Source organism: Streptomyces griseofuscus, assembly GCF_014673495.1.
GTDB classification, from domain to species: Bacteria; Actinomycetota; Actinomycetes; order Streptomycetales; family Streptomycetaceae; genus Streptomyces; species Streptomyces murinus.
The window spans coordinates 4,217,808-4,242,600 of the sequence record NZ_CP051006.1; the positions used below are offsets into that span (position 1 = coordinate 4,217,808).

Below are 24,793 nucleotides of genomic sequence, written 5' to 3' on the forward strand. Positions count from 1 at the left end.
CCGGAGACCGCGTCAGGGCCGTCCGACCGTCTCCAGATACAGCCGCGTGTACCGGCCCGCGTCGACCGCCAACGCGACGTCGATCAGAGCCCGTTCGCGCTCCCCGTGATGGATCTCGGCCTCGCCGGGGCGGGGCCGCCGGTCCACGATCGTCTGCCCGCGGCCCGGCCCGGGCGCGAGGCTGACCTCGACCGGCAGCGGCCGGGTGGTCAGCCCGCCCGGATCGGCGACCGCGCACACCGCGCCCGCGTCCCCGAGCCCGCCCGCCTCCTCGGCCTCGGGCGGCTCGCCCTGGGTGGCCGGACGGTGCGCGAGCAGCTCCCCGGCCAGCCGCGCCCCGCGGTCCCCGCTCGCCCGCAGCCGGCGCACGTCCTCGGCCTCCACGACCACCTGCCGGAACACGTCCAGGCCGTACATCGTGATCGGCACCCCTGCGGTGAGCAGTACGGCGGCCGCCTCCGGGTCGTGCCAGACGTTGAACTCGGCGACGGGCGTGGCGTTGCCGACCTCGACCGCGCCGCCCATGAAGACGATCCGCTCGATGTTGCGGGTCACCTCGGGGTGGGTGCGCAGCAGCAGCGCGATGTTGGTCAGCGGCGCGGTGGGGATCAGCGTGACCGGGCGGGGCGAGGCGAGGATCTCGCGGCGCAGCAGGGTGACCGCGTCCACCTCGGCCGGCCGCCGGGCCGGGGCGGGCAGTCCCAGGTCCCCCATGCCGTCCGCCCCGTGCACATGGGTGGCGGGCCGGGCCGGCTCCAGCAGCGGCCGCTCGGCCCCGCGCGCCACGGGTGTCTCCGGTGCCCCGGCCTGCTCCAGCACGGTCAGGGTGTTCCGCACCACCCCGTCCACATCGGTGTTCCCGGCCACACAGGTCACCGCCCGCAGCTCGATCCCGGGGTGCCGCACGGCGAACAGCAGCGCGAGGGCGTCGTCGACCCCGGTGTCACAGTCCATGATCACGGGCACGGGACGGCCGGGCATGGGGTCTCCTTCACGACGGAGGGGCGCCGCTCGGCCCGTCGAGGGACGTGCGGGGCGCGAGGGGGTCACACATTAGTTCAGGCGGGCCGCGCGGGACGCGCCGACCGGCCCTTCGTACGGCTCACCCGTCCGGCCTTCCGCGCTGGTGGGGCGGCCGGGGTGGTGGTGCCGTGGGAGGAGGCACCAGGACCGGGAGGCAGCGTGATGTTCGAGGGGATACGTCCGCGCGGCCGGCTGCCGATGTTCCTGACCGGGCTCGGGCTGCTCGGCATCGGGGGGTGTGCGGCGCTGACGCTGAAGCAGCCGGAGACGGCGCCGCAGCCGTTGCCGACGATCGACCGGCCGGCCCAGAGTTCCAAGGCCCCCGCCCGGCCCGACGGCTCCTCGCTCACCGACGCGCAGGCGCAGGCCGCGCTCCTCGGCCAGAGCGATCTCGGCGCCCCCTGGACCGCGACGCGCGGGGCGGCGACCTGGCGGGACGGGATGCTGAAGGCGAGCACCTCGGCCGGTGAGTGCCAGAAACTCCTCGACGCCCTCTACAGCGATCAGCTGCTCGGCGGCCCGGCCCGGGTCGCCGTCGGCCTGGACGACGCCGACACAGACGCCCAGCTCCGCTACCAGATCGGCGCCCGCCGCCCCTCCGACGTGGACGCCGCGCTGAACTGGCTGCGCACGATGCCGGTGAACTGCGCCCGCTTCGACGCCGTCACCCCCCAGAACCTCCAGGAGAACGTCCAGGTCTCCGAACTCGCCCTCCCCGAGGTCGGCGACGCCCGGCAGGGCCTGCACATCACCGTCTCCGCCACCACCGAGGACGACCAGGACGTCCGGCTCACCCTGGACGTCGCCACCGTCCGCGTCGGCAGCGACGCCTTCGCCTTCACCAACGGCGGTCTGGGCGATGTACCCAACGACGCCACCCAGGCGGCCGTGCAGGTGGGCGCGCTGCGGCTGGCGGAGGTGCGCAGGCAGGGACGGGCGGACGTGTAGGGAGGCAAGGGGCCGAGGGGGCAGAGGAGCCAAGGGGTCAGAGGGGCGGCTGGGCCGGGGCCGGGCCCAGGGTGGTGGTGCCGGGGGTGGTCCGGTGGCCGAGGCCCGTGCGGTAGGCGTCCAGTGCGGCCTCCGTACGGCCGGTGCGGCGCAGGAGGTCGCCCAGGAGGCGGCACAGGTCGGCCAGATCGCCCGCGGCGCCCGCGCGTTCCAGGAGGCTGAGGGCGCGGACGTAGTGCTCCTCGGCGGACTCGGTGTCCCGGGCGTCCTCGGCGATGATGCCGAGCAGCCGGTGCGCGGCCGCGGCGTGCATCGCGCCGCGCTCGGAGGAGAAGTCGCCCAGCACCCCCTCCAGGAGGGCGGCGGCCTCCGTGGAGCGGTCCAGGCGGTGCAGCACATCGGCCAGTTCCACCGCGGCCTGGCTGCGGTAGAGGGCGGCGCTGGTCTCCGAGAGCATGGCGAGCGCCTGCCGCAACTCCACCTCGGCATCGTTCAGTTGGCCGTTCTGGGCATGCACATAGCCGCGCATCCAGTGGCAGTTGGCCAGTTCGGTGCGCAGCTGGAGCTGGCGGTACAGCTCGGCGGCCTTGGCGAGGGACGCGTCGGCCTCTGCGGGGCGGCCCTCGGCGAGCAGGGTGCGGGCCACCGAGCGGTGCATCCGGGCGATCAGCGCCGGGTCCCCGGCGCGCGGCGCGAGCGCGAGCGCGAACTCGGCGGCCTGGGCGGCGCGCGCGTGGGCGCCCATGTCCAGGTAGGGGCCGATGACGCTGGCGTACAGGAGCAGCAGCGCGTCCGGATCGTGCAGGCCGCCCCGGTTGAGCTCGTCGAGGGTGGTTTCCAGGAGGTAGACGGCGTAACGGAGTTCGCCCGCCAGATAGTGGGCGACCGCCCGGCCGCGCACGGCGGGGGCACGGGCCGCCGGAGAGGCGTCCGCGAGGCGTTCCTCGGCACGCTCGAAGTGCCCGTGGGCGCTCGCCAACTCGCCGGTCTCCAGGGCGCATTCGCCGAGCCCCAGCAGCGCGGCCGCCTGCTCGCCCGGCAGGCCGTGCGACTCCGCCTCGGCCAGCAGCTCGGTGTACCGCCCCGCCGCCTCCTCGGCCCGTCCGTCCGCGAGCGTCCGCCGGGCTTCGGTGAGCCGCAGCCGCAGCTCCGTCGCGAGATGGGCGGGACGGCCCAGGGCCAGTTCCTCGAAGCTCACGCCGAGCCGCCGCGCGATGTGCCGCAGCGCCTCGTCGGAGGCGCGCACCCGGCCGGCCTCCAGGGTGGAGATGTACGCCGGTGTGTAGGCCGGTTCGGCCAGCTGCCGCTGGGTCAGCCCGCGCTCGCCACGCAGCCGCTGCACCCGTCGCCCCACCGTCTCCGGATCGTCCCGCTCACGCACCGCCGCAACCCCCAACTGGCCCGCCGGACCTTGCCGTTCGGCTCGGAATGCCTCTAGGTTAAACGGCGGATTAAACCTGCTTAATACGCCGCTGTCGTGTTGCGAGGTCGCCGTGTACGGACGTCCATCCGCTGCTTACGGATACTCCACCGCGCGGAGGGCCGTCGCCGCCGCCGTGATAGCCGCGGCGTCCCTGATACTCGCGGCCAACGCGGGCCCGGCGCGCGCCACGGCACCGACGGCCCCCGAGGACCAGGTCACCGCCTCGGCCCCGGCGACGGCCGACCGCTGACCGGAACCACGGGAACCGCGGGAACCACCGGTGTCGGAATCCCCACCGTCCGCCTAACCTGCCCGCATGACCTCTGCCGACGCCAGCGCCGCCACCGCCGCCCGCACCGCGCGGGACCTCACCGCCGACCTCCCGCTCCCCGCCCTGGAGGACCTCTACCGGGATCTGCACCGGCACCCCGAGCTGTCCCTGCGCGAACACCGCACCGCGGGGAAGCTGGCCAGGCGGCTGGCGGACGCCGGGTTCGAGACGGCGGAGGGCGTCGGCGGCACCGGCGTCGTCGGGCGGCTGGCCAACGGCGACGGCCCCACCGTGCTGCTGCGCGCCGACATGGACGCGCTGCCCGTCACCGAGGCGACCGGGCTGCCGTACGCCTCCGCCACCGCCGGTGTGATGCACGCCTGCGGGCACGATCTGCATGTCACCTGGCTGGCCGGGGCCGCCGCCGCGCTCGCCGCTGGCCGGGACACCTGGCGCGGCACCCTGCTGGTGGTGGGGCAGCCCGCCGAGGAGTCCGGACAGGGCGCCCGGCGGATGCTCGCGGACGGCCTGTACGAGCGCTTCGGGCGGCCCGACGTACTGCTCGGCCAGCATGCCGCGCCCGGCCCCGCGGGCCTGTACCCGCACGCGCCCGGGCTGATCATGTCGGCGGCGACGGACGTGGACATCGTGGTGCACGGCCGGGGCGGCCACGGCTCGCGCCCCGAGGCGACCGTGGACCCGGTGGTGACCGCCGCCTACCTCGTCACCCGGCTCCAGACCGTGGTCTCGCGCGAGGTCGCCGCGGGCGAGTCCGCCGTCCTCACGGTGGGCCGTATCGAGGCGGGCACCCGGCACAACATCATCCCCGACGAGGCGCGCATCGCCCTGAACCTGCGCACCCAGTCCGAGGCGGTACGGCAGCGGATGCTGGCCGCGATCCGCCGGATCGCCCAGGGCGAGTGCCTGGCCGCCGGCTGCCCCCGGGAGCCGGAGGTGACCCTGGGCGCCACCTTCCCGGTGACCGTGAACGACGCGGCCACCGACACCACCGTGGCCGCCGCGCACCGCGAACTCTTCGGCGCGGCAGCGGTGTTCGACCCCGGCCCGGCGATGGGCAGCGAGGACTTCCCCGAACTCGCCCTGGACGGCGCCATTCCCTACTCGTACTGGTTCGTCACCACCACGCCCCACGACATCTGGAACGAGGCGCCCGGCGACACCCTCCCGGAGAAGCTCGCCGCCGTTCCCAGCAACCACAGCCCGCACTTCGCCCCCGACCCGGCCACCGTCGCGCCGGGCGTGCGCACCCTGGTCTCGGGGGCGCTGGCGCTGTTGTCAGAGGCATGACCTAGTCTTCGCGTACTCGCCACACAGGGCACACACGGCTCGCACATACGGAGCTTCGCGGGGCCGTGCCCGAAGGCGCTCATGTCTTCATTCGTTCCGGGGGGTTCGAATCAGCGTGCGTATGCGCACTCTCACCGCCGCCACCACCCTGGCGGTCCTCTTCAGCTCGGCGGTCCTCGCCGCCACCCCGGCGTCCGCCGACACCGCCACCGCCCTGCCCGTCAGGCAGGTCGGCGATGTCGTGGTCGACGGGCTCCACCAGCAGGTCTTCGTCAGCGACCCGGCCAACGGCAAGATCGTCATCACCGACTACAGCGGCAAGGTGCTCAAGCAGCTGACCTCGCTGCCGGGCGTCATCGGACTCGAACTGTCGGCGGATTCCGGCACGTTGTACGCCGCCGTCAAGGGCGCCGACCAGATCGCGGTCGTCGACACCGCGACGGACACACCCGGCACGCCCTACGCCGTGGGCGGTCAGCCGATCAGTGTCGCGGTCGCGGGCGGCCGGCTCTGGTTCGGCTACGGCGCGAGCGGCGGCGGCGACATCGGCTCCGTCGATCTCGCCTCCGAGCAGCACGAGGTCACCCTCGACCAGGGCAGCGGCTGGTACGCCGGGCCGTTCCTGGACGCGGCGCCCGGCTCGGACACGCTCGTCGCGGGGGAGAGCGGGGACAGTTCAGGCACGGTCGTCTCGTACGACGTCTCCACCGGCACGCCCACCCGGCTCGCGAGCACCCAGGCGGGCGACGGTCTGCGCGACCTCGCCGTGACGCCCGACGGCAAGGACGTCATCACCGCGAGCGGATCGCCGTACCAGCACCCGGTGTTCAAGACCGCCGACCTCACTCCGGACGGTGTCTACGCCAGCGACACCTACCCGAACGCGGTGGCCGTCGCGCCCGACGGCACGGTCGCGGCGGGTGTCGACGGCTGGTACAACCCGGACATCTTCCTCTACAAGCCGGGCGCCAGGACCCCGGTGCGCACCTACGACTTCCCGAACACCGGGAACTCGTCCGGCTCGGACGAGCTCGCCGATTCCGCGCTCGCCTGGGCGCCGGACGCCTCCCGGCTGTTCGCGGTGTCGTACAACAGCCTGGGCGCGTACACGCTGCGCGTCCTGAACGCGCCCGCGAAGGCGGTCACCACCGTCACCGTGAGCGCCCCGGCCACCGCCACCCGCGCCAAGCAGCTCACCGTCAAGGGCAAGGTCAGCGCCACGGTCGCGCTGCCCGCGGGCACCGCGCTGTCCGTCACCCGTACCGACCTGGACTCCCCCAAGGGCAAGGCCCTGAAGGCGGTCGCGGTCAAGGGCGACGGCACCTTCTCCTTCACCGACACCCCGCCGGCCGGCGGCAAGGTGAAGTACACGGTGGCCTACGCGGGCGACGCCCAGCACACCGCGGGCTCCGGCTCCGGCACGGTCGACGTCTCCCGCGCCAAGCCGTCGATCAGCGTCGACAACAACGGCAAGACGTACGCCTACGGCAAGTCCGTGAAGTTCACCGCGCACCTCGGCTCGACGTACAAGAACCGCTCGGTGGAGATCTGGGCCGACCCCTACGGCGGCGACCGGCCGAACAAGCTGGTGAAGTCCGGCAAGGTGGACGCGCACGGCAATCTCTCGGTCTGGATGAACCTGTACCGGGACACCAAGGTCACCGCCAAGTTCACCGGCGACGCCCGCTACCGGTCGGCCACGGCGACGAGCACGGCGTACGACCGGGTGAGCGTCTCCACCTCGGTGTCCGGCTCGTACAAGTCCAAGTCCACCTGGGGTCACACCTATTACTTCTTCCACAAGGCCAAGAACCCGGTCGTCAAGACCAAGATGACGTACTACCCGGGCCGGTCGCAGAAGTTCGAGTTCGAGGTGTACTACCAGGGCAAGTGGTACCCGGGTGACCCCGAGTACTTCGGGCTGGCCGCCAACGGCACCTCCTCGGTCACGATCACCGGTGACCACGGCCAGGACGTCGGCTGGCGCTTCCGGGTCCGCTCCTCGTACATCAACGGCACCTCGGGCGACATCGTGAACTCCACGACGCACGGCGCCTGGAAGTACTTCACCTTCACCAAGTAGCCGCCCTAAGGCGGTGGTTCAGATCTCCTGAAGCTCCCTGAGCTGCCGCCGCACGTCTTCGAGCGCACCCCGCCTGCGGCCCGGCACCCGGGCGCGCAACTCAGCGAGCGCGGGCCCCAGTTCACGGGCCCGCGCCGCTTCGCCGATCCGGCCCCACTGGTGGTGCGCCCGGTCCACCGCGGCCTCCACGGCGGGCGCGTCCGCCTCCTGCCCGGCCGCGAGCCGCCGCTCGGCGACCGCCATCCACCCCTGGCAGCTGCATGCCGCGTCCCCGGCGAACATCGCGAGATCGGCGCGCACCTCGGCCCAGTGCAGGGCGTCCTCGGAGGCCGGGCCGTGCTCGTCCGCCGCGGCTTCCTGATGCCGGGCGGCGATCGCGTCCGCCTCCTCGTGCCGCCCGGCCTGTACGGCGGTGCTGATGGCGGCGTGCGGATCCGGGGCCCCGGGGACGGGGTCCTCGGGCGGCGGGGGTACGTCGAGAGGGGCGCCCGGTTCCACGACCGTGTCCGCGACCGCGGCGACGGGACCGCCGTACGTCTGCTGCGCGCCCACGGCCGGTCCGAACCCGAGGGTCCCGCCGGGCGTCGGATGCGGGATCGCCGCATACGGCTGCGGGGCCGTGACCGGAGCCAGCAGGATGTTGGTCGGGGTCTCCTCCGGGATACGGGCGAGCGCCTGCTGGTGGAGTTCGTCCAGCGGAGGGCGATGGCCGCTGCGCAGCAGGGTGGCGACCGTCTTCATGTACGACGGCTCGGCCGGGCCCCGGCGCCCGTGCGGCGGGGCGATCCGGCCGTAGACCGCGGTGGTGCGGCCGCAGTCCAGCGGCTGTTCGTGCAGCTGCCGCCAGACCTCCGGGTCCGCGTGCAGATCGACCACCAGGGCCGTCTGCCCGGGTGCGCGCAGCCGCAGCTCCTCGCGGATCCAGTGCCAGGGCACCGCGGTGTAGCGGACCGTCGCGGGGGTGGTGCGGGCCAGCGCCAGATGCGGCAGCCGCTGCCTGCGGTCCAGGTGCAGCTGGCCGGTGAGGTACACGGTGAGCGGTCCCGGCGCGGCCGCGGCGGCACGCAGCCGGGTCAGCACGCCCTGGGGCTCCACCGGGTCCGCGAGCTCCACGACGTTGGCGGTGTCGGTGCCGGACAGCACGGTGGGGGCGACGGCGGCCAGCACCGGCAGCACGGCGGCCGCGTCCACCAGGCGCCCCCGGCCCAGCGGCGCGGCCGCGAGCAGCAGCACGGTTCCGGGCATGGTCCCTCCCCCTGTAGGCCCTGCGGTCCCTGCGGATCCGCTCTCTCCCGTCAGCACCGTAACCGCTGTGACCCCCGCGCCGCGCCTTCGCCCGGGGAACATCCCCGTTCGGGCGCTTACGCCTGCCCCCCGGTCCCTCGGGGTTGCCCCCTCAGGGGATCTGGGCCCCCGGCGGCCGCGGCGCCTGTCCGATCTCCGGCAGCGGCTGCGTCCCCGGGCGCTCCTCCATCTCCGGGAGGCGGCGGACCGCGAAGACCGTGGTGTCGTCGGCCAGCCGGCCCCCGCTGTGCCGCAGCACCCCGTCGCGGACGCGCCGGACCAGCCGGCCGGGTTCGGCGCAGCCGGGATCGGCGGCGACCGCGCGGGCGACATCGCCGATCAGGTCGTAGAACTCGCCCCTGCCGTCGCGGGCCTCGGTCACCCCGTCGGTGACCGCCAGCAGCGTCTCCTCCTCGGCCAGCGGCACCCGGTGGACCGGCGGCAGCCCGCCGACCAGGTCGCCCAGGCCGAGCGGTGCCCCGTCCCCGCTGGGCAGCTCGCGCACCCCGTGCGGCCCGACCGCGAGCGGCGCCTCATGGCCGAAGTTGATGACGTCGACCATTCCGCTCTCGCCCCAGGCGAAGTCGACCAGCACGGCCGTGGCGAACCGGTCCCCGTCCCGGCGGCCGATCGCGGTGGTGTGCACACGGTGCCGCAGCATCCGGATCTCCAGGCGCTCACCGACGGTCCCGAGATCCTTCTCGTGGTACCCGGCCTCCCGGAAGGTGCCGAGCAGCGCGGCCGCCGCCTCCACCGCGCCCAGCCCCTTGCCCTGCACATCGCCGAGCAGCACACGGGTGCCGTACGGGCCGGGCTGGATGTCGTAGAAATCGCCCCCGACCTGCGCCTCCACATCCGCGGCGAGATACACCCCCGCCTGCTCGAGACCGGCCCAGCGCGCGGGCAGCGGGCGCAGCACGGCCCGTACCGTGGTCTCGGCGACGTCCTGCATACGCAGCATGTGCCGCTCCTGCCGCATCCGCAGCGCCGCCGTCAGCGTGGCCAGCGCACCACCGAGAGCGACCAGCACGAAGTCGGGCAGGCCCGCCTTGTACTGATCGGGCCAGGCGCTGTCCACGAGGACGTACGACACCAGGGACAGCAGCCCGAAGGCGGCGGTCGTCCCCACCCCGCAGACCGCGGCGGCCAGACCGGGCACCAGGACGATCCAGGAGACGATGCGGAACTCCGCACCGGTCTCCAGGTCCAGCAGGGCGATGCCGACGAGCAGCAGCGACGGCAGCAGCCAGCCGTAACCGCGCCCGCAGACGCGCGGCGGATGCCACCGCTTGTATCCCGTCCCGGTCACGATCTCCGAGTCTCCAGGTTCCTCGAAGAAACACGGAGAAAGCACGTCGTATCGGGGCACTCCGGCCCCCGGCCGACTTGCCAGAGCCCGCCCCCAGGTGTGCATTGGATAGCGAAACGGGGGCGAGGAGAGAGGAGTGCTCTCATGGCTCATGCGGCACCCGCACCCGGCGGAATCCCCCGGCGCGCCCCGGCGCCCGAGGTGCAGGCCGGCACCTCCCCCGAGCGGCGCCGGACACCCGATGTCCTCGGCGCCCGCACCCATCGCATCGCCCGGATCGCGGTCCCCGTCGTCCTGGCCCTGATCTACGGCTACTGGGTCGCGGCCGACAATCGCGCCGGCGGCCCCATCACCGGCTGGAACCTGCTGCTCGGGTTCGTCAGCGCCCTCGTCTTCGCCGTGGTCTGCATCGCCCTGCTGGCGCTGGCCCCCCGGATGATCCGGGAGGTGCACGCACTGCTGTGGACGGCGTTCGTCGGCATCGCCTTCGGCTTCCTCTACAGCCAGAGCGGCCACTCGATCCTGCGCTCCATCCTGATGTCCCTGCTGATCGCCGGGGCCACCTTCGTCGTCTTCTTCTACCGGTACTACACACGCGAGGACGCCTTCGGGCGGCGGATCCGCTGAGGCGGGCGCGATCCACCGGGATCGCCCGAGCGGACGCACTCCGGTCGCGTGCGGCCCCCGCAGGCAGTTGCCTGAGAGGGTGCCGCCACGCCTGAGGAGCGCCCTGTCGGCCGTACTGATCACCCTGTCCTGCCTGCTCGTGCCGTTCGGCGCGCTGGCACTCTGGGCGACGTACGGACTCACCGACACGGGCCGGTACGTCACCACGATGGCCCCGCTGGCCACCGACCCCGACGTACGGGAGGCCATCGCGGACGCCGTCGGCGACAGCCTGCTCCACGAGGCCGGCGGACGGCTGGACACCGGCCCGCTGCGCGGCTCCGTACGACCCTTCGTGCACGACGCCGTGCGCTCCTTCACCCAGACCCAGGCCTTCCGGCTCGCCTGGGACGCCGGTAACCGGGTCACCCACGACGCGGTGCTGCGGGCCCTGCGCGACGACCGCGACGAAGCGGCCGCCGAGCCGGTCACCGTGGACTTCGCCCCCGTCACCGCCCAGGTCAAACAGCAGCTCAGCGACGAGCACATACCGCTCGCCGCCCGTATCCCGGTGCAGCACACCGCGGTCGCCGTGCTCCCGGCCGACGAACTGACCTCGCTACGAAAGGGGTTCCAGGTGCTCGAAGTCGCCGGATTCTGGCTTCCGCTCGCGGCCGTGGCCTTCGCCGCCGCGGGGATCGCCCTGGCCGTGCGCCGCCGCCGGGCCATCGCCGCGACCGCCCTCGGCACCGCCCTCGGCGGCGCGCTGCTCGGACTCGCGGTCGCCGTCGGCCGCGCCCTGACCCTCGCCGGACTGCCCGGCGATGTGCCCCGCCCGGCGGCCGGCGCCGTCTACGACGCCCTGACCGGGACCCTGCGCACCGTCTCCTGGCTGCTGCTCGGCCTCGGCCTCACGGTGGCCCTCACCACCTGGCTGACCCGGAACCTGCGGCCCGCCCGCCTCGTGCGACGGCTGCGAGGACCGAAAGAGCCCGCGCCAGCTCCGGCTCAGGAGCCGACCCGAGTCCAAGCCTGACCGCGCCCGGCGCCCCGCCGGGCCCCACCGCGAACGCCGTCCCCGGTGTGACCGCGATCCCGCGTTCCCGCGCCGCCGCCGCGAAGGTGTCGGCCCGCCAGGGCGCCGGCAGCTCCCACCAGGCGAAATAGGAGGACGGGTCCGACCGTACGGCGAAGCCGTCCAGCTCCTCGGCCACCAGCCGCCGGCGCCGGGCGGCATCCCGCCGCTTGGCCGCCACCAGCCGCTCCACCGTCCCGTCCCCGATCCAGCGCACCGCCGCCTCCAGCGCGAACCCGCCCGCGCTCCAGCCCCCGGACCGGATCGCCCGCGACACGGCCTCGACGCGGTCGCCGGGTACGACGACGAAGCCGACGGTGAGCCCGGGGGCGACGCGTTTGGAGAGGCCGTCGACGAGGTGGACGAGATCGGGGGCGAGGGCCGCGAGCGGGGGCGCGCCCGCTTCGGCCGACGGGCGCAGGAAGGACCAGATCCGGTCCTCGATCACCGGTATCCCCAGCCTGTGGATGACGTTCGCCAGCTCGGCCCGGCGGTTCGCGCTCGTGGTCAGCGTGGTCGGGTTGTGCAGGGTCGGCTGGAGGTAGAGGGCGGACAGGGGCGCGGTGCGGTGCGCGGCGGCGAGGGCGTCCGGCCGGGGGCCCTCCTCGTCCATGGCGAGCGGCACCAGGGTCCGCCCGAGCCGGGTGCCGATCTCCTTGACCAGCGGATACGTCAGCGTTTCGACGCCGACCCGGCCGCCGGGCCGGACCAGGGAGACAAGCGTGGCGGCGATGGCCTGCCGGGCGTTGCCGGTGAACAGGATCCGCTCCGGTTCCGCCTGCACACCTCCCTGGGCGAGCAGCCCGGCGACCGCCTCCCGCGCGGCCGGGGTGCCCGCGACCGAGGCCGGGCGCAGCGCGCCGCCGAGGGCGTCCGAGCGCGCGAGCGAGGCGAGGGCCGGGCTCAGCATCTCCGACTGCCCCGGCAGATAAGGGTAGTTGAGCTCAAGGTTCACCGGTTCGTCACCCGCCGCCTCGGTCAGGGTGCGACCCGGCTGCCCATCCGGGGCGGCGGCCCGTACGAACGTCCCGCGTCCGACCTCCCCCACCACCAGCCCCCGGCGCACGAGTTCGGCGTACACGCGCCCCGCGGTGGAGGGCGCCAGGCCGTGCCGCCGGGCGAACGCCCGCTGCGGGGGCAGTTGTTGCCCCGCCCGCAGTCGTCCGCTCGCGATGTCAGCGGCTATTCGGTCGGCGATACGCCGGTAGTCGTTCACAGCTCCCCCTGATGCCTTGCGCTCTCGGCGCGGTGATGGATTGCACCGAGGGCAAAGATCTTATTGCACCGAGGAGTTGAGCCACTTAAGGTCACCCACATGCCCCCTTACCTCTCCTACACCGACAAAGGCCCCGAAACCTCCCACCGGGCCCCCCTCCTCCTTCTCCACGGCCACCCCTTCGACCGCACGATGTGGGACCCGCAGGTGGCGCGGTTCTCCGCCGAGCGCCGGGTGATCGCCCCGGATCTGCGCGGCTACGGCGCCTCCCCGGTGACCCCGGGTACCGTCCCGTTCTCCCGCCATGCCGACGATCTGGCCGAACTCCTGGACTTCCTGGGCGTGGACACATGTGTGCTCGCCGGGCTTTCGATGGGCGGCCAGCTCGCGATGGAGTGCTGGGACCGCTTCGGCGACCGGATCCGGGGGCTTGTCCTCGCGGACACCTTCGCCACCCCGGAGACGCCCGAGGGGAAGCGGGACCGGCGGGCGATGGCGGACCGGCTGCTCGCCGAGGGCATGCGGGGGTACGCCGACGAGGTGCTGGAACGGATGGTCGCGCCGTACGCCGACGCCCGGGTGAAGGCCCATGTCCACGGCATGATGACGGCCACGCCGCCGGGGGGTGCCGCGGCGTCGCTGCGCGGCCGTGCCGAACGCCCGGACTACCGGCCCGTGTTGACCCGTGTGTCGGTCCCCGCGCTGATCGTGGTCGGCGCCGACGACACCTACACGCCCGTCCCGGACGCCGAGTCCCTGGGCGCCGCGGTGCCGGACGCCGTCGTCGAGGTCATCGAGGGCGCGGCGCATCTGCCGAATCTGGAACGTCCCGAGGAGTTCAACCGCGCGCTGCACGCCTTCCTGCTGCGGGTGGACGGCACCGCGTAGGCACGGACGCGGACCGGGCACCGCGTCCAGGGCCGCTAACCTTACGTGTCCGTCCTGGCCAGCGATTGACGGTGTCACCTCAGCGAAGGGTTGCACGCATGGGCATTCTCACTCTCCTGCGAAACGCATTCGGCCGCTCACGCAAGCCCCGGGCCGCCGAGGCAGAGGGTGTGACGTCCCAACCGGAACCGACCACCCCGAAGGCAACCCCGCCGATCCCGGAACCCCGCGAGTCCCCGTCCCTCGAACAGGACACGGACACCCCGCCCACCGCGGAACATGACCTGGTGGCGGCCGCGTTCGACAAGATCCGGGTACCGAGGCAGCCGGGGGAACCCGGGACCGAGGGGGCGACCGGCACCGGGGCCGAGGCGGGTGTTGCGGCTGACGTCGAGACCGAGGCTGGGGTTGAGCGTGCGGCCGAGGACACCGAGTCGGAGGTAGGGGCCGAGCCCGAGGCGGCGGCGGAGGCCAGGACTGAGCTTGCCGCGGAAGCCGAGACCGAGCCTGATACGACGGTTTCGGCCGAGGCCGAGTCGGAAGCCAACGCTGAGAAGCAGACCGAGCCCGAGGCGACGGTCGAGGCCGAATCCGAGACGGTCGTCGAGCCGCATCCGGACGCCGAGATCGCGGCTGAGGCCGGCACCCTGGCTGAGGAGCAGGGCGAGCCCGACACCACGGCTGAGGCCACCGCCGAGCCGGACATCGAGCCGCAGGCAGCAGCCGAGGCCGCCCGCAACGAACCGGTCGAGGCCGAGGATGCGATAGCAGCTGAGGAGCAGCCCGAGGCCACCGTCGAGCCGAAGGCCGAGCCCGAGGCGACGGTGGACGCCGAAGCCGAGGCAGACGTCGAGCCGCGGGCGGACGCCGAGGCCGACCCCGAGCCGACGGCCGCGACCGAGACGGACATCGAACCGCAGGCCACGCCGGAGGCGGACGCCGAGGCAGCAGCAGCCGACGCTGCCGTCGACGCACCGGTCCAGACCGAGGAGAAGGCCGAGGCCGAAGCCGAGCCGACCGCCGCGCCTGAGGCCGAGGCCGAGGATGCGATAGAGGCTGAGGAGCAGCCCGAGGCCACCGTCGAGCCGAAGGCCGAGCCCGAGGCGACGGTGGACGCCGAAGCCGAGGCAGACGTCGAGCCGCGGGCGGACGCCGAGGCCGACCCCGAGCCGACGGCCGCGACCGAGACGGACATCGAACCGCAGGCCACGCCGGAGGCGGACGCTGAGGCAGCAGCAGCCGACGCTGCCGTCGACGCACCGGTCCAGACCGAGGAGAAGGCGGAAGCCGAGCCGGCTGCCACGCCCGAGGCCGAGGTTCCGGTAGAAGCTGAGGAGCAGCCCGAGGCAGCCGTCGAACCGGAGCCGGAAGCCGAGGCCGACCTCGACGCGCCGGCCGAGCCCGGGGCGGACATCGAACCGCAGGCCGTGGCCGAAGCCCAGCCCGACGCTGCGGGGCAGACGGAAGCGACCCCCGAGCCCACTTCCGAGGTGGAGCCGGAGGCCGAGGCCGAAGCGGCTCCGGAGACGGCCGCCGACGAGACGCACGAGGTCGCCGTCGCGCTCACCGCACCCACGGACGAGGAGCCCTCGGCACCCGCCGCGGACGCGCCCGCGGAAGCCACGACCGACGAGCCGAAGGCCACCCCCGAACCGGAGCCGGTCGAGGCCGGGCCGGAGGCGACGGCAGACGCTCTCGAAGCCGCCCACCACCAGCAAGCCGCCGACGGCGAGCCCGCCCCACAGGCCGCACCCGCCTCCGAAACCCCCCGCACGGGCGGTGCGGGTGGGAAGGACACCGGCGAGGACGCCCCCCGCACCCCCGCCACCCCCCTCCCCGCCCTCAAGGAATCCGCGCCCGCCCTCACCACCGCCTACACCGCCGCCTCCGCCCCCCTGGCGAACACCGACCTCACCGGCACCCGAGCGAAGCTCTACCTCGTGCTGGACCGCTCCGCGAGCATGCGCCCGTACTACAAGGACGGCTCCGCCCAGGCCCTCGCCGACCAGACCCTGGCCCTCGCCGCGCACCTGGACCCCGAGGCCACGGTCCACACCGTCTTCTTCTCCACCGAGGTCGACGGCACCACCGACCTGACCCTCACCCCGGACCACGCCACGCGGATCGACGACATCCACGCGGGCCTGGGCCGTATGGGCCGTACCAGCTACCACGCCGCCGTGGAAGCCGTACTCGCCCACTACGACGCGAACGTCGCCCCCGGCACCCCCGTCCTCGTCGTCTTCCAGACCGACGGCGCCCCGGACGCCAAGACCCCCGCGACCCAGGCCCTGACCGCCGCCGCCAAGTCCCACCCCACGGTCTTCTTCTCCTTCGTCGCGTTCGGTGAACCCGACAACAAGGCCTTCGACTACCTCCGCAAGCTGAAGACCCCCAACACCGCCTTCTTCCACGCGGGCCCCACCCCCCGCGAACTGACGGACACCGAGTTCTACGAGGGCGTCCTCGCCACCTGGCGCCCGTAACCCGTCGGGACACCGAAGCGCCCGGGGGGTGGACGACCGCGTCCACCCCCCGAAACGCGTGTGAGGCCATCTCCCCGGGACCAGTAGGATTTCGCCTTATGGCGGCCACTGGATCCGAGAAGCAGGCGGGGAAGGCGTACTACGTCTCCACGCCCATCTACTACGTCAACGACGCTCCTCACCTGGGCCACGCCTACACGACCGTCGCAGGCGACGTGCTCACCCGCTGGCACCGCCAGCGCGGCGAGAAGGTGTGGTACCTCACCGGCACGGACGAGCACGGTCAGAAGATCATGCGCACGGCCGAGGCGAACGGGGTGACGCCCCAGCAGTGGGCGGACAAGCTCGTCACCGAGGCCTGGCAGCCGCTGTGGGAGCACCTGGAGATCGCGAACGACGACTTCATCCGCACCACCCAGCAGCGGCACACGGACCGCGTCCAGGAATTCGTGCAGGACCTGTACGACAAGGGCGAGATCTACAAGGGCGGCTACGAGGGCCCGTACTGCGTCGGCTGCGAGGAGTACAAGCTCCCCGGCGAGCTCCTCGACGGCGAGGGCGAGTACGCGGGCCAGAAGCTGTGCCCCATCCACAAGCGGCCCGTGGAGATCCTCAGCGAGGAGAACTACTTCTTCCGCCTCAGCGAGTACGGCGACAAGCTCCTCGCCCTCTACGAGGCGAACCCGGGCTTCATCCAGCCCGAGTCCGCGCGCAACGAGGTCGTGAACTTCGTCCGCCAGGGCCTCCAGGATCTCTCCATCTCCCGCTCGACGTTCGACTGGGGCATCCCGATCCCCTGGGACGACAAGCACGTGATCTACGTGTGGGTCGACGCCCTGCTGAACTACGCCACGGCGGTCGGCTACAACGAGAACCAGGAGAAGTTCGAGGAGACCTTCCCGGCCGACGTCCACCTCGTCGGCAAGGACATCCTCCGCTTCCACGCGGTGATCTGGCCGGCCATGCTGATGGCCCAGGGCCTGCCCCTGCCCAGCAAGATCGCCGCGAACGGCTGGCTGATGGTCGGCGGCGAGAAGATGTCGAAGTCCAACCTGACCGGCATCAAGCCGCAGGACCTCACCGAGCACTTCGGCGTCGACGCCTACCGCTGGTACTTCCTGCGCGCCATCGCCTTCGGACAGGACGGCTCCTTCTCCTGGGAGGACTTCTCCGCCCGCTACACCAGCGAGCTGGCCAACGACTACGGCAACCTCGCCTCCCGCGTGGCCGCCATGGTCGGCAAGTACTTCGGCGGCGCCCTGCCCGCCGCCGCGGCCGACGGCCCGGCGGAGACGGCGGTCCAGGAGGGTCTGGCCAAGGCGGTCGCCGAGGCCGACCGGAAGATCGGCGAGGAGCTGGACTTCCAGGGCGGCATCCTGGCCGTCTTCGACTTCGTCAAGCAGGTCAACGGCTACATCACGGAGCAGGAGCCGTGGAAGGTGGCCAAGGACGACTCCGAGGAGGGCCGGGCCCGCCTCGCGACCATCCTGTACACCGCCGCCGAGTCGCTGCGCGCGGTCGCCGTCCTGCTCAACCCGGTGATGCCGGAGACCTCGCAGAAGCTGTGGGACTCCCTGGGCGCCGAGGCCGGCCTGGGCGCGCTCGCCGAGCAGCGGGTCCAGGACGCGGGCGACTGGGGCAGGCTCCCGGCCGGCTCCACCGTCACCAAGGGCGCGGTGCTCTTCCCCCGCCTGGAGGAGAAGCCGACCGCCTGAGTCGTGCTCGTAGGACACACCAGGGCCCGGAACGCCATCATGGCTTCCGGGCCCTGCCCGTCTCCACCACCCCGTTCCCTCCGGCAGAGTGCGGATCCCGTGAACCTTCCCGAACCCCACCGGCGGCTGATCGCGGACGCCGTCACGGCGGGTGCGCCGCATGGCCTGGTCCTCGCCGGCGGCTACGCGCTCCAGGCGCACGGCCTCCTCCGGCGACCGCACACGGATGTCGATCTCGCCACCGAGAGCGCCGAGGACATGGCGGGCATCGCCGCCGCCGTCGCGGCCGCCCTGGAGGCGAGGGGCCGTACCGTCCGGGCCGAGGCCGCGACCGCGCGCACCGCGCGGCTCACCGTCACCGACCCGCCGACCGGCGAGTCCTGCGTCCTCGCGCTGCACAAGGAGAGCCTGTGGGGGCCGCCGGACCTCACCGCGTACGGGCCCGCCCTGTGCCTGGAGGACGCCGTCGGTACGAAGATCCGCGCGCTCTACGACCGGGGCGCGGCCGTCGACCTGATCGACGCCCACGCCGCGGCGGCCCGGTTCTCGCTGCCCGACCTGGAGGAACTGGGCCGTCGGCACGCCCATGACGCCTTCGACCTGCCCACCCTCCAGTCCCGGCTGACCGGCACCGACTTCTACCCCGACAGCCAGTTCACCCGGTACGGCCCCACCGAGGCGGAGATCGCCGGGCTGCGGGCCTGGGCCCAGCACTGGTCGGACGACATCGCCGAGCGCCTGCTGGAGGACGGGGCCGCACCGGACGAGGAGGACGGGCCGGAGGAGGACGGGTGACGTGAAGAGGCCCGGAACCCCAAAGGGCCCCGGGCGTCTTCACGACAGCGATGGCGACGCCGACATCGACAGCCGCCGGCCGGACTACTTCGGCTGCGGCTTCCTGATGCTCAGGTGCAGCTCGCGCAGGCGGGACTCGTCCAGCTCGGTCGGCGCGCCCATCATCAGGTCCTGGGCGTTGCCGTTGAGCGGGAAGGCGATCGTCTCGCGGATGCTGGGCTCGTCCGCGAGAAGCATCACGATGCGGTCCACGCCGGGGGCGATACCGCCGTGCGGCGGGGCGCCGAAGCGGAACGCGCGCAGCATGCCCGCGAACTTCTCCTCGACGGTCTCCCGGTCGTAGCCCGCGATCTCGAACGCCTTCAGCATGATGTCCGGCTCGTGGTTCCGGATCGCGCCGGAGGACAGCTCGACGCCGTTGCAGACGATGTCGTACTGCCAGCCCAGGATGTCCAGCGGGTCCTGGGTCTCCAGGGCCTCAAGACCGCCCTGCGGCATCGAGAAGGGGTTGTGCGAGAAGTCGATCGAGCCGGTCTCCTCGTCCCTCTCGTACATCGGGAAGTCGACGATCCAGCAGAACCGGAAGACGTTCTCCTCGAACTGGCCGGCGCGCTTGGCGGCCTCGACGCGGACCGCGCCCATGATCTTGGAGACCTCGTCGTACTCGCCCGCGCCGAAGAAGATCGCATGGCCGGGGGCGAGCGAGAGGCGCTTGGTCAGCTCGGCGACGTTCTCCTCGGTGAGGAACTTCGCGATCGGGCCGGTGAGCGTCCCGTCCTCGCCGACGCGGACCCAGGCCAGGCCCTTGGCGCCCAGCGTGACCGCGAAGTCACCGAGCTGGTCGAAGAACTTGCGCGGCTGGTCCTGGACCGCCGGCACCGGCAGCGCGCGTACGTGCTTGCCCGCGAACGCCTTGAACTCCGAGCCCTCGAAGACATCGGTGATGTCCACCAGCTCCAGCTTGGCGCGCAGGTCCGGCTTGTCGGAGCCGTACTTCAGCATCGCCTCGCGGAACGGGATCCGCGGGAAGGGAGAGGTGACATGGCGGCCGCCGCCGAACTCCTCGAACAGCTCGGTCATGAGCTTCTCGATCGGCTGGAAGACGTCCTCCTGCTCGACGAAGCTCATCTCGACGTCGAGCTGGTAGAACTCGCCCGGCGAACGGTCGGCGCGGGCGTCCTCGTCGCGGAAGCAGGGCGCGATCTGGAAGTAGCGGTCGAAGCCGGAGATCATCAGCAGCTGCTTGAACTGCTGCGGGGCCTGCGGCAGAGCGTAGAACTTGCCGGGGTTCAGCCGGGAGGGGACGACGAAGTCACGGGCGCCCTCGGGAGAGGTCGCGGACAGGATCGGCGTCGCCATCTCGTTGAAGCCGAGCGCGGTCATCTTGTGGCGGATCGCCGAGATGACCGCCGTACGCAGCATGATGTTGCGGTGCATGCGCTCGCGGCGCAGGTCGAGGAAGCGGTACTCCAGGCGCCGCTCCTCGTTGACCCCGTCCTCGGCGTTGATGGTGAAGGGGAGGGGCTGAGCCGCGCCGAGCAGCTCGACCTCGGTCACCTCGACCTCGATCTCGCCGGTCGGCAGGTCCGGGTTCACGTTCTCGGTTCCACGTGAAACAACGGAGCCGTCGACGCGGACCGTGGACTCCTTGGAGAGCTTGTCCAGGGCCTCGTAGGCGGGGGTGCCGGGGCGGGCGACCAGCTGCGTGATGCCGTAGTGGTCGCGCAGATCGATGAAGAGGATGCCGCCCAGGTCGCGCCGATTGTGCAGCCAGCCACTGAGCCGGACGTCGGTGCCGACGTCAGAGGCGCGGAGCTGGCCGCAGGTGTGGGACCTGTACCGATGCATCGTCGTTCATCGTCCTTCGTGGGTGCGAGCTTCGAGTTGGTGATCGCCCGGGTTGCCGCCCTGGCTGATCCAAGGGTACCGGCCACCCCAAGATCGGCTCCCCGCGATTTACCGCCCGCGGTCCTACGGTGGCACGCATCGAGCGCATCTCCTTAAATTGGGGCAATGCGTACAGATGAGCCGCTCCCGGCCGTCGGGGACGTCCTCGCCGCCCTCGCGACCGGGCTGTGGCACTGGGACACCGCGGACAAGCTGGTCATCGTGGACGCGGAGGCGGCGCGGCTGCTCGGGCTGCCCGCGGCGTCGGCCACCCTCACCGAGGCCCAGACCCGGGCCCGGCTGCATCCGGCCGACTGGAACGAGATCACCGCGGTGGTGCAGCTCGCGGTCGCCGAGGGCACGCTCGCCGAGGTGCGGGTGCGGATCATGGACGAGGAGGGCACGGTCCTGCGCGTCGTACGCAGCCGTTCGAAGCCGTCGTACGACGCCGAGCGGCGCGCCTATGTGCTGACCGGCACCCTCCAGGAGGTCGCCGAGCCGGGACCGGACCCGGCGGGCGGCCGCACCGCGGTCACCGGGCCCTGGCGGCGCTCACGGGAGGCGTTCCTGCTGGACGCGGGCCGGGCGCTGGCCGAGGCGCGGTCCACGGCGGAGGTGCTGCGGGTCGCGGCCGGCCTGTCGATGCCGGGCTTCTCGCCGAACGGCCTGGTGGTGTTCGGGGTGGAGGGCGACCGGCTGACGATGATCGGCCACCACGGTCACCAGTCCGACGAGATGGGCCCGTTCACCAGCATGCCGCTGGGGCTGGAGTACCCGGCGGCCGAGGTGGTGCGCACCGGGCAGGCGGTGTACCTCTCCTCGCCGGAGGAGTACCGGGACCGCTATCCGGTGACCTGGCCGCTGGCCCGGCCCTTCGGGCGCAGTTCCTGGGCGTTCCTGCCGCTGACCGTGGGCGGGCGCACGATGGGCGCCTGGATGGCGGGCTTCGCCCATACGGTGCGCTTCACCCCGGACGAGCGGGCGGTGCTGACGACGGTGGCCCGGATGCTCGCGCAGGCCCTGTCCCGGGCGGAGACCGCCGAGTCGGAGCGGGAGCTGACGGAGGGTCTCCAGCGCTCCATGCTGCCCTCGCTGGGCCCGGAGGTCCCTGGGGTGCGGATCGCCGCCCGCTACATCCCGACCGGCGGCGGACTCCAGGTGGGGGGCGACTGGTACGACATGATCCCGCTGCCCGCCGGACGGTTCGCGCTGGTCATCGGGGATGTGCAGGGCCACGATGTGCGGGCGGCCGGGCTGATGGGCCAGCTGCGGATCGCGCTGCGCGCCTACGCCTCCGAGGGGCACCGCCCGGACGCCGTGCTCTCGCGCGCCTCCCGCTTCCTGCACGGGATGACAAACGACGAGGAGACGTCCGACCCGCGGTTCGCGACCTGTCTGTACGTGGCGGTCGATCCGGTGAGCGGGCGGCTGGAGATCGCCCGCGCGGGCCATCCGGACCCGGTGATCCGGATGGCCGACGGCACGGTGATGCTGCGGCCGACGGCGGGCGGGCTGCCGCTGGGCATCGACCCGGACGCGGACTATCCGACGACCCGGTTCGCGCTCCAGCCCGGGGAGACGCTGATGCTGTGCACGGACGGGCTGATCGAGACCGGCGGGCACGACCTGGACAGCGGCTGGCTGCGGCTGCGCTCGATCCTGGAGCGCCACGAGGACGATCTGGAGGCGCTGGCCGACGCGCTGGTGCAGGGCGTGCACGGGCCGTCCTCGCACCACACGACGGGCCCGCTGGCCGACCGGCGCGAGGACGACATCGCGCTGTTGCTGCTGTGCCGCCCCGGGCCGGGCTGTGGCTGCGCCGACACGGTGACGGTACGGCCCCGGGTGCGGCGCATGCTGCATTCCGTGGGCCAGGACGAGCCGGAGCGGATCGCCGTGGCACGCCGGAACGTGCGCGACCTGCTGCACGACTGGGCCGCCCCGGACCAGGTCGACTCGGCGGAGCTGCTGGTCTCCGAGATGGTCACCAACGTCCTGGTGCACACCGACGCGGACGCGCTGCTGCTGGTCGAGGTCGTCGAGGAGGACGGGCGGCGCAGGCTGCGGGTCGAGGTCTTCGACAGCGGCGACGACCTCCCGCACAAACGCCGGCCCGGCGAACTGGCCTCCTCCGGGCGCGGACTGCTGCTCATCGGGCTCCTGGCGCACGCGTGGGGGGTGGACCCGCGGGGCGAGGGCAAGAGCATCTGGTTCGAGCTCTACGAAGGTCCGGGGGAGCCGGGCGGCGGGGTACCGGGCGAGGGGGTTCCGGGCGACGGGGAGTCGTCCGTGGTCGAGGGGCCGTAGCGGTCGCGCAGTTCCTGTACGACGCCGAAGGCGGCCGCGGTCAGCGGGACGGCCAGGAGCATGCCGAGGATGCCCGCCACGGAGGCGCCGGCCGTGATGGTGAGCATGACCACCGCGGGATGCATCTGCACGGTACGGCTCTGGATCATCGGCTGGAGCACATGCCCCTCGAGCACCTGCACGGCGAGCACCACCCCGAGCGTCCACAGCGCGATGACGAAGCCCCGGTCCGCGAGGGCGACGAGCACCGCGACCGCGCCGGAGATGAACGCGCCGAGGTAGGGGATGAAGGCGCCGACGAAGACCAGCGCGCCGAGCCCGAGGGCGCCGGGCACCCGGAGGATCAGCAGGCCGACGGTGATGCAGAGGGCGTCGATCAGGGCGATCAGGGTGGTGCCGCGCATGAACCCCTCGACGGCCCGGTAGGCGCGCCGCGCGACCGCTTCGAGGGTGTCGCCGGTGCCCCGGGGCGCGATGGAGCGCAGGGCGGTCGCCGCGAGATGGGAGTCGCGCAGGAAGAAGAAGACCAGGACGAGGGCGAGCACGGCCAGCGCGATACTCTCGCCGACGACGCTCACCCCGCTGATGACGTTGGACGCGGCCGTGCCGCCGAAACGGCGCAGCAGTTCCCCGGAGTTGGTGGTGAGGTCCTCCAGGCCGGTCCCGGCGGCCCCGAAGTGCCGGGAGACGCTCTTGGCGGCGTTGCGCAGCGAGGTCATGATCTCGTCGCCGCTGCCGACGAGGGCGGCGACGACGATGTAGACGGCGCCGCCGACGACGGCCACGACCGCGACGCAGGTCAGCCCGGCCGACACCGAGCGCTGTACGCCGGCCCGCACCAGCCGCCGGTGCAGGGGGGCGAGCAGGGCGGTGCCGAGGAGGGCGAGCAGGACGGCGGTGACGGCCGTACGCAGCTCTCCGCACAGCCGCACCCCGACCCATCCGACCCCGGCGACCAGCAGCAGCACGGCGCACCACGCGGCAAGCCGCCGAACGGGCTCGGGCAACAGATGCACGTCCCCCAGCGGATCACGCCGGCCGCCGGGTGTCTCGCGCTGCGGGCCGGGCGGGTGAGCACGGGTCCGGGGCGCCGCTGCCTGCGGTCGGCCCAAAGGGCGCCGCTCCAGGCTTCGTCGGCTGGAGGGGCGCCCTGTCTCGGGGGAGGGTCAGGCCCGCGGACCCTCGTCCGTCATGCCGTGCACGGCCGGGACGGTGCCGAGGCGGCCCTTCTGGAAGTCCTCGAAGGCCTGCATCAGTTCGTCCTTGGTGTTCATGACGAAGGGGCCGTAGTGCGCCATCGGCTCACGGATCGGGCGGCCGCCGAGGAGGACGACCTCCAGGTCCGGCGTGTTGCCGTCCTGCCGCTCGTCCGCGCGCACGGTCAGCGAGGACCCGGCGCCGAAGACGGCCGTCTGGCCGGTGTGGACGGGACGGCGCTCTTCGCCGACGCTGCCGCGGCCCGCCAGCACGTACGCCAGCCCGTTGAAGTCCTCCCGCCAGGGCAGCGTGATCTCCGCACCGGGCGCGAGCGTCGCGTGCACCATGGTGATCGGGGTGTGCGTGATGCCGGGGCCCTCGTGGCCGTCCAGCTCACCGGCGATCACCCGGAGCAGCGCGCCGCCGTCCGGCGAGGTCAGCAACTGGACGCTGCCGGCCCGGATGTCCTGGTAGCGCGGGGCCATCATCTTGTCCTCGGCCGGGAGGTTCACCCACAGCTGGAGCCCGTGGAAGAGCCCGCCCGAGACGACGAGGTGCTCCGGCGGCGCCTCGATGTGCAGCAGCCCGGCACCCGCCGTCATCCACTGGGTGTCGCCGTCGGTGATGGTGCCGCCACCGCCGTTGGAGTCCTGGTGGTCGAAGATCCCGTCGATGATGTACGTGACGGTCTCGAAGCCGCGGTGCGGGTGCCAGGGGGTGCCCTTGGGCTCGCCCGGCGCGTACTCCACCTCACCCATCTGGTCCATCATGATGAACGGGTCGAGATGGCGGTAATTGATCCCCGCGAACGCCCGGCGCACGGGAAAGCCCTCGCCCTCGTATCCGCTCGGCGCGGTGGTGACGGTGAGCACCTTGCGCCCCACGGCATCGGCGGGAGCGGTCACACGGGGCAGCGTCAACGGATTCTCGACGGTCACTGCGGGCATGGTGGCTACCTCCTTCGTACGCTCA

19 protein-coding genes are annotated in these 24,793 nt (G+C 72.9%); 11 read left to right on the forward strand and 8 right to left on the reverse strand.

What is annotated here, in order from left to right; genetic code table 11:
- Positions 1-12 precede the first annotated feature (12 nt).
- The gene (locus HEP81_RS18730; RefSeq protein ID WP_037650176.1) at positions 13-981 is read right to left on the reverse strand and encodes a nucleoside hydrolase; all 969 of its coding nucleotides are present in this window, start codon (positions 979-981) and stop codon (positions 13-15) included.
- 204 nt (positions 982-1,185) lie between these two features.
- On the opposite strand from HEP81_RS18730, the gene HEP81_RS18735 reads away from it, so the two are divergent.
- A complete protein-coding gene (locus HEP81_RS18735; RefSeq protein WP_051849794.1) occupies positions 1,186-1,971 on the forward strand; it encodes a hypothetical protein in 786 nt (261 codons plus the stop codon).
- A gap of 37 nt (positions 1,972-2,008) precedes the next feature.
- Here HEP81_RS18735 and HEP81_RS18740 read toward each other — a convergent pair whose 3' ends face one another.
- On the reverse strand, positions 2,009-3,352 hold the full coding sequence (locus HEP81_RS18740) for a helix-turn-helix domain-containing protein (RefSeq protein WP_037650179.1): 1,344 nt from the start codon (positions 3,350-3,352) through the stop codon (positions 2,009-2,011).
- Positions 3,353-3,464: 112 nt separating this feature from the next.
- Here HEP81_RS18740 and HEP81_RS18745 point away from each other — a divergent pair, with 112 nt between their 5' ends.
- From HEP81_RS18745 to HEP81_RS18755, 3 genes are all read left to right on the forward strand, one after another.
- Complete coding sequence (locus HEP81_RS18745; protein ID WP_106979809.1) at positions 3,465-3,644, forward strand: hypothetical protein; 180 nt, start codon at positions 3,465-3,467, stop codon at positions 3,642-3,644.
- Positions 3,645-3,710: 66 nt separating this feature from the next.
- Entirely contained in the window at positions 3,711-4,973 is a 1,263-nt protein-coding gene (locus tag HEP81_RS18750; protein WP_037650181.1) for an amidohydrolase, read from the forward strand.
- 115 nt (positions 4,974-5,088) lie between these two features.
- The gene (locus tag HEP81_RS18755) at positions 5,089-7,056 is read left to right on the forward strand and encodes a hypothetical protein (protein ID WP_037650185.1); all 1,968 of its coding nucleotides are present in this window, start codon (positions 5,089-5,091) and stop codon (positions 7,054-7,056) included.
- An 18-nt stretch (positions 7,057-7,074) separates the two neighbouring features.
- On the opposite strand, the gene HEP81_RS18760 is transcribed toward HEP81_RS18755, so the two are convergent.
- Positions 7,075-8,301, reverse strand: a complete 1,227-nt coding sequence (locus HEP81_RS18760; RefSeq protein WP_037650187.1) for a hypothetical protein — start codon at positions 8,299-8,301, stop codon at positions 7,075-7,077.
- 151 nt (positions 8,302-8,452) lie between these two features.
- Positions 8,453-9,649, reverse strand: a complete 1,197-nt coding sequence (locus tag HEP81_RS18765) for a PP2C family protein-serine/threonine phosphatase (RefSeq protein WP_051849796.1) — start codon at positions 9,647-9,649, stop codon at positions 8,453-8,455.
- A gap of 144 nt (positions 9,650-9,793) precedes the next feature.
- On the opposite strand from HEP81_RS18765, the gene HEP81_RS18770 reads away from it, so the two are divergent.
- Positions 9,794-10,276, forward strand: a complete 483-nt coding sequence (locus tag HEP81_RS18770; RefSeq protein ID WP_037650188.1) for a hypothetical protein — start codon at positions 9,794-9,796, stop codon at positions 10,274-10,276.
- A gap of 79 nt (positions 10,277-10,355) precedes the next feature.
- Complete coding sequence (locus HEP81_RS18775) at positions 10,356-11,291, forward strand: hypothetical protein (protein WP_037650190.1); 936 nt, start codon at positions 10,356-10,358, stop codon at positions 11,289-11,291.
- On the opposite strand, the gene HEP81_RS18780 is transcribed toward HEP81_RS18775, so the two are convergent.
- Complete coding sequence (locus HEP81_RS18780; protein ID WP_037650191.1) at positions 11,179-12,546, reverse strand: aminotransferase-like domain-containing protein; 1,368 nt, start codon at positions 12,544-12,546, stop codon at positions 11,179-11,181. The two genes, HEP81_RS18775 and HEP81_RS18780, sit on opposite strands and share 113 nt — an antisense overlap.
- Before the next feature lie 99 nt (positions 12,547-12,645).
- On the opposite strand from HEP81_RS18780, the gene HEP81_RS18785 reads away from it, so the two are divergent.
- The 4 genes from HEP81_RS18785 (at position 12,646) to HEP81_RS18800 (ending at position 18,430) form a co-directional block, all read left to right on the forward strand.
- Entirely contained in the window at positions 12,646-13,434 is a 789-nt protein-coding gene (locus HEP81_RS18785) for an alpha/beta fold hydrolase (RefSeq protein WP_037650192.1), read from the forward strand.
- A 170-nt stretch (positions 13,435-13,604) separates the two neighbouring features.
- Complete coding sequence (locus tag HEP81_RS18790) at positions 13,605-15,920, forward strand: VWA domain-containing protein (protein WP_421673933.1); 2,316 nt, start codon at positions 13,605-13,607, stop codon at positions 15,918-15,920.
- A 98-nt stretch (positions 15,921-16,018) separates the two neighbouring features.
- Positions 16,019-17,635, forward strand: a complete 1,617-nt coding sequence (gene metG, locus HEP81_RS18795) for a methionine--tRNA ligase (RefSeq protein ID WP_037650194.1) — start codon at positions 16,019-16,021, stop codon at positions 17,633-17,635.
- Between the two features lie 99 nt (positions 17,636-17,734).
- Complete coding sequence (locus HEP81_RS18800; protein WP_037650195.1) at positions 17,735-18,430, forward strand: nucleotidyl transferase AbiEii/AbiGii toxin family protein; 696 nt, start codon at positions 17,735-17,737, stop codon at positions 18,428-18,430.
- Positions 18,431-18,514: 84 nt separating this feature from the next.
- On the opposite strand, the gene aspS is transcribed toward HEP81_RS18800, so the two are convergent.
- Entirely contained in the window at positions 18,515-20,278 is a 1,764-nt protein-coding gene (gene aspS / locus HEP81_RS18805; protein ID WP_037650197.1) for an aspartate--tRNA ligase, read from the reverse strand.
- A gap of 165 nt (positions 20,279-20,443) precedes the next feature.
- On the opposite strand from aspS, the gene HEP81_RS18810 reads away from it, so the two are divergent.
- Positions 20,444-22,624: a SpoIIE family protein phosphatase gene (locus HEP81_RS18810; protein WP_037650199.1), complete on the forward strand. Its 2,181-nt coding sequence runs from the start codon at positions 20,444-20,446 to the stop codon at positions 22,622-22,624.
- On the opposite strand, the gene HEP81_RS18815 is transcribed toward HEP81_RS18810, so the two are convergent.
- Positions 22,537-23,640, reverse strand: coding sequence for an AI-2E family transporter (locus tag HEP81_RS18815; RefSeq protein ID WP_037650201.1), 1,104 nt, complete (start codon positions 23,638-23,640; stop codon positions 22,537-22,539). The genes HEP81_RS18810 and HEP81_RS18815 overlap by 88 nt on opposite strands.
- 150 nt (positions 23,641-23,790) lie before the next feature.
- Positions 23,791-24,768 (reverse strand): pirin family protein, encoded by a 978-nt coding sequence (locus HEP81_RS18820; protein ID WP_037650204.1) that lies wholly within the window; start codon positions 24,766-24,768, stop codon positions 23,791-23,793.
- Positions 24,769-24,793: the final 25 nt, after the last annotated feature.